Origin of the sequence: Shewanella sp. SG44-6, from assembly GCF_014164185.1 — a bacterium.
Taxonomy (GTDB): Bacteria; Pseudomonadota; Gammaproteobacteria; order Enterobacterales; family Shewanellaceae; genus Shewanella; species Shewanella vesiculosa.
Genome location: NZ_JACJER010000229.1, coordinates 1 through 3,011 on the forward strand (window position 1 = coordinate 1; position 3,011 = coordinate 3,011).

Here is a 3,011-nt window from a genome sequence, read left to right on the forward strand (position 1 = left end):
AATGTTGTCCCTACGGGCAAGCCATTAGTGATAAGGCTCTCCATGATAGGGATAACCCCTGTGGCATTGGAATACAGAGGAATACCAATCAATACCGCCGCAGGAACAGACCACCATTGACCATCGCCTAAGTGGGCTTCGATCCAACCGTCAGGTACAAATCCATGGAGTGCGGCGCCAAGCCCAACCCCAATAATGACCCATTTCCACACTCGGCCAAAAATCTCTAGGGTCTCGCCTTTTGCAAATTCATGCCGTTCCGTTAACGTCATGGATGTTGATGTCATACCCTCGCTATTATCGTGACTTGCTTGTGCTTGACCTTGCTCGAGTGCTTTGGCGGCAAAGGACTGCAGCCAACGCTCAGCGCGGATCGTGTCCAAAAATGCCCCCGCCAACATACCCACTGACATGCCGACCAGCACGTATATCACAGTAAACTTCCAGCCCAACAGACTCACAAGCAACAGAACGGCGACTTCATTAATTAACGGCGAAGTGATCAGAAATGCCATAGTGATCCCAACGGGGATCCCCGCCGAGGTGAAACCTAAAAAAACCGGAATGCTCGAACATGAGCAGAATGGAGTAACAGCGCCAAAACCCGATCCCATAAAGTAACCGACAAAACGATTTTTTCCCGCCAAGTAATCCCGAACGCGCTCGACATTGAGCGAGGCCCGCACCAAAGCGATGCCATAAATCATCAGCAACAGGAGCGCAAAAATCTTAGTGGTATCTTCAATAAAAAAATGGATAGCGTCAGCGAGTTTAGTATTGGGATCTAAACCCATTACCCCAAAGGTTAGCCAGCTCGCTAAATCGGAAAATAGTTGCAGCATAATCAAACTTCCTTGGTATACATGAAAGCGATGAAGCAAAAGGATATTGCTATTTTAATTAGTTGAATAAACACCAATTAAATACAAACCATTTATCTTTGAATAAGTGGAAATTGACTCGCAATGGATTGTAATGATGCTTTTTGAGTTTCTATACCTGCCGAAAGCGGCAACGAGATTAATGCCTTTATACGATTTTCAAGTGTTTCTATAACATAGCTAAATTGCTCATCTATATCGGGGGCGTCGATTGATGTTGGGTCGGGTAAACCCCAATGTAATTTAAGTGTTTGACCTAACCACAAAGGACAGGTTTCTCCCGCAGCATTATCACAAACAGTGATCACTAAGTCAGGAGTGAAATCCGCCATCATATCCCAGCTTTTACTGCTTAGCCCTTCGGTAACATAGCCTCTGTGTGCTAGTTGCAAGAGGGTTTGAGGATGAACGACCCCGGCAGGTTCACTACCGGCACTCGAAAACTGCCATTGACCAATAGTAGTCAAAGATTGCTTAGCGACGAGATCTCGACCTATAGCTTCAGCTAGGATGCTGCGACAGGCATTATGGGTACATAGAAAGAGCACTTTTATAGCTGGTGCCATATCAACCTCTAGCAATTTAATATATGAAATTTCATATATTTTAGATTAAATTTTTTATTTATTTGTTACGAACAATCTTTAGCAACAGGCTCTAGCGCGCTCGGGGCGGCCACCCATCTTGCACAGATTACGCATATTTTCTTCAAGGAATACCGGATTTTGGCTGGTAACCTCACTCAACACTGACTTACCCCATTCTGGTAAATCATTACTGATACTATAGAAAATCCACTGTCCCTGACGACGGTCGATTAATAAACCACATTTACGCAACTGAGCTAGATGTCGCGAAATCTTAGGCTGGATCTCTTGCAATGCCTCGGTCAATTCACAAACACAAAGCTCACCCTCGTGCTGGATCAACATCAAACAACGCAAGCGAGTTTCATCGGCTAAACATTTGAAAAACTGGGTAGGATTAATCATTGATGTCCTTCGACTGTACTAATACAAACATTTTAATCCTTTCGTTCAACTCTCTAAAGGTTTGTTCAAACCCACGAGTGCCCGATTCGATTCTGGGATCGGGATAATCCCATGCAATAAGCTTATCTGCCAAGGGAAAACTCTGACACTCTTGCGTTGATTTTTCACAGAGACTGATCACAAAGTCAAAGGATTGCCCACTAAACTCACTGACAGACTTCGAACGTAACTCACTCGTATCCAAATTATTTTTCTGCAAAAGCGCAAGAGTTCGCTCATCTATGGGCTCAGGCTGCGTACCCGCACTAAACACATCAAACTGCCCTTGGGCCTGGTGTCTTAATAAGGCCTCTGCGAGTTGTGAACGCGCAGAGTTACCAACACAGAGAAAAAGTACACGTTTTTTCATGGGAATGAGTCCTGATGAAAGAGAACATCACTATATACGATTTACCATATATGTAAATATCCACATGTAATTATTTACTGTTCATTTAACAAAATTGTTCACTGAGCACTACAACATTGATCTTGTAAAAAATGCACTAATCCTTGTAATAATTCATAGTCAGGTACGCAGTACAGCACCCTTCCCTCGCGCCGTTGGGAAATCACTCCCGCAGACACAAGGGCACTAATATGGTGTGAGAGAGTAGAACCAGGGATCTGTAACTCGTCTTGTAACTGACCCACCGCAACGCCAGCATATCCGCCCTTGACCAGTAATCGAAATAGGGCGAGACGCGTCGGATGGCCCAGTTCTTTTAATACTTTAGCAGCATTCTCTATATTCATATCGGCCTCATTTCGTTAACTAATTCGATAATACCAGAAATATCCTTACCCTAGCGACCCTAAAATCGACCACACATAAACAATCGAAAGCAGGGTGTCATGTGTTTAAGCATCAATAGGTATACAAAATATTTCCATTATTCCAGAAATAGTGTATTGAAAACACCTTGCCTAAATACTATTATTCCAGAATATTCGAAACTTTAAATTGAAGAGGTAAAAAATGAATCCTGAAACGATTCTTATGATGAAAGAAACGGCAAGCATGTTCGCTTTTCTTGCCGTTGAGCTTACCCTACTATTTCTTGTCATAAGCTACCTAGTAGGTATTTTACAAGAATTT

At 43.1% G+C, this 3,011-nt stretch carries 5 protein-coding genes and 1 pseudogene; 1 reads left to right on the forward strand and 5 read right to left on the reverse strand.

Features of this window, described 5'->3' with window-relative positions; genetic code table 11:
- The 5 genes from H5185_RS21575 to H5185_RS21595 form a co-directional block, all read right to left on the reverse strand.
- On the reverse strand, positions 1-842 hold an 842-nt coding region (locus H5185_RS21575; protein ID WP_182743176.1), incomplete at its 3' end, for a permease.
- A gap of 92 nt (positions 843-934) precedes the next feature.
- Positions 935-1,447, reverse strand: coding sequence for an arsenate reductase ArsC (locus tag H5185_RS21580; protein WP_182743178.1), 513 nt, complete (start codon positions 1,445-1,447; stop codon positions 935-937).
- Positions 1,448-1,525: 78 nt separating this feature from the next.
- Positions 1,526-1,873, reverse strand: coding sequence for a metalloregulator ArsR/SmtB family transcription factor (locus H5185_RS21585; protein WP_182743180.1), 348 nt, complete (start codon positions 1,871-1,873; stop codon positions 1,526-1,528).
- Entirely contained in the window at positions 1,866-2,282 is a 417-nt protein-coding gene (locus H5185_RS21590; protein WP_182743182.1) for an arsenate reductase ArsC, read from the reverse strand. Before H5185_RS21590 ends, H5185_RS21585 begins: the two co-directional genes overlap by 8 nt.
- A gap of 98 nt (positions 2,283-2,380) precedes the next feature.
- On the reverse strand, positions 2,381-2,668 hold the full coding sequence (locus tag H5185_RS21595) for a helix-turn-helix transcriptional regulator (protein ID WP_182743184.1): 288 nt from the start codon (positions 2,666-2,668) through the stop codon (positions 2,381-2,383).
- A gap of 223 nt (positions 2,669-2,891) precedes the next feature.
- Here H5185_RS21595 and H5185_RS23150 point away from each other — a divergent pair.
- Positions 2,892-3,011 (forward strand): annotated as a pseudogene (locus H5185_RS23150) (permease); the annotation flags it as partial.

Excerpts from the sequence above, each read along its gene's own strand:
- H5185_RS21595 (WP_182743184.1), bottom strand. The coding sequence starts at position 2,668 with ATGAATATAGAGAATGCTGCTAAAGTATTAAAAGAACTGGGCCATCCG.
- H5185_RS21585 (WP_182743180.1), bottom strand. The coding sequence starts at position 1,873 with ATGATTAATCCTACCCAGTTTTTCAAATGTTTAGCCGATGAAACTCGC.
- H5185_RS21580 (WP_182743178.1), bottom strand. The coding sequence starts at position 1,447 with ATGGCACCAGCTATAAAAGTGCTCTTTCTATGTACCCATAATGCCTGT.
- H5185_RS21590 (WP_182743182.1), bottom strand. The coding sequence starts at position 2,282 with ATGAAAAAACGTGTACTTTTTCTCTGTGTTGGTAACTCTGCGCGTTCA.